Below are 1,423 nucleotides of genomic sequence, written 5' to 3'. Positions count from 1 at the left end.
CACTGTTCGCGCTTCAAACGCGGCAACCTTGATGTCGGCCTTCGTGTTGTCTCCCGGTCAGTGGGCGCTCAGATCTGAGGCTTCAATGAACCAGCACTGCATCTCCTGGGACGACATCCCTGAAAAGGTCGCGGCCTCCGGTGTGGGCAAGCGCGTGCTGGCCGGCGCTGATATATCTCTCGTGATGGTCAAGGTTCCAGCGGGGATCAAGGCTGACCGTCACAGCCATGAGCAGTTTGTGCAGGTTGTCTCGGGGACCGGTTTGCTGGAAACGGAGCAGGGTTCACATCCTTTTGGGCCCGGCAACGTGTTCCACTTTCCTCCCGACACCTGGCACTCTGCCCACTTCGACAGCGACACTATCCTAATTGAAACGACTCTGGCGAGCTGAGGATCAGAACCTCTTACTACACCCACGGCTCCGAGCAAGGGGATGAGTTACCGCTTATCAGAATACATATCGTGGCCTCCGAAAAGGACATTTTCGCCCTTGTCAAACAGCCCCGGACGTGGCCGTTTACCCTCGCTCGAATAGGGACGGCTGCATTTTCAGGATGGGCAGCACATCGCTGGATGCTCTGCCGGAAAACTGCGGGCCGGTTGGTTGAAGAGCCGCTGCCCCAACGCGAGCCCGGTACTCGGCCAGAACATTGGCGTGTCGCCAAGCGAAGATCGCGGCTTCGGTCCGGTTGCGGCACTGAAGCCGGATCAGGAGCTGGCGGATCAGCAGCTTGGTCGTCGGCAAGGTGGCCTTGCGGCTAAGGGCAATTTCCTCGTCGGTCATGCCATTGACCAGCAGCGGCAGCAGCGACAGGTGTGTTTCGGCCAGGGTGTCGAGCAGGGCCAGCCGATGCTCGTCCACCGTCGCCGCATTCATCGCGGGCGCCACGACCACATAGCCGAACGCTGCCAGATCCAGCTTTGCTTTCAGATCCCCGGCCGATCCGCTCCACACCAGCCAGCCATCGAGCAGAATCACGAACTCCCGTATCCGGGCCACCTGGTCCGGCATGAAAACACCTAGCGTGTGGATACCGCGCATCAGGCCGGGGTTGCCGGTAGAAAGGATGTCCTGCAGCCAATCGAGCGAGCGGACGCTAAGGAGCAGCGTTTCCGAACCCCAGCGCAAGGGTTCCAGGTCCCCTACTCCCTCAATCTGCCGGACCTTGAACCCAGTAGTCTCGGCCAGGGCGGGTTGAACCTGGGGCATGGCTGCCAGGCATCGCTTGAACGCAGCGAAGCTGTTCCCGGGCTTGTCCGTCGGGGACAGGCGAAATCCGGGCATAGTGCCGCCATGAATCACGGAGGAACGAGCAGACACTTTAAAGTCCTTTTACTTTGCTGAGCATGGCACCGGCCGACGAAAGTCGGCTTTGCTGAACCAGTATTAATCCAGTGATGGGCGCTGCGTGATTTTGGGAAT

At 59.9% G+C, this 1,423-nt stretch carries 2 protein-coding genes; one reads left to right on the top strand and one right to left on the bottom strand.

What is annotated here, in order from left to right:
- Nucleotides 1–391: cupin domain-containing protein (locus tag AC5JJ6_RS02465; protein ID WP_496040522.1), on the top strand; the 391-nt coding region annotated here is incomplete at its 5' end.
- Nucleotides 392–517: 126 nt separating this feature from the next.
- On the opposite strand, the gene AC5JJ6_RS02460 is transcribed toward AC5JJ6_RS02465, so the two are convergent.
- Complete coding sequence (locus tag AC5JJ6_RS02460; RefSeq protein WP_496040521.1) at nt 518–1,303, bottom strand: hypothetical protein; 786 nt, start codon at nt 1,301–1,303, stop codon at nt 518–520.
- Nucleotides 1,304–1,423 lie beyond the last annotated feature (120 nt).

The sequence above is a fragment of the Skermanella sp. genome (genome assembly GCF_059503625.1).
Note: the sequence above shows the minus strand (reverse complement) of the source record. Positions and strands in the feature narration are given on the sequence as shown.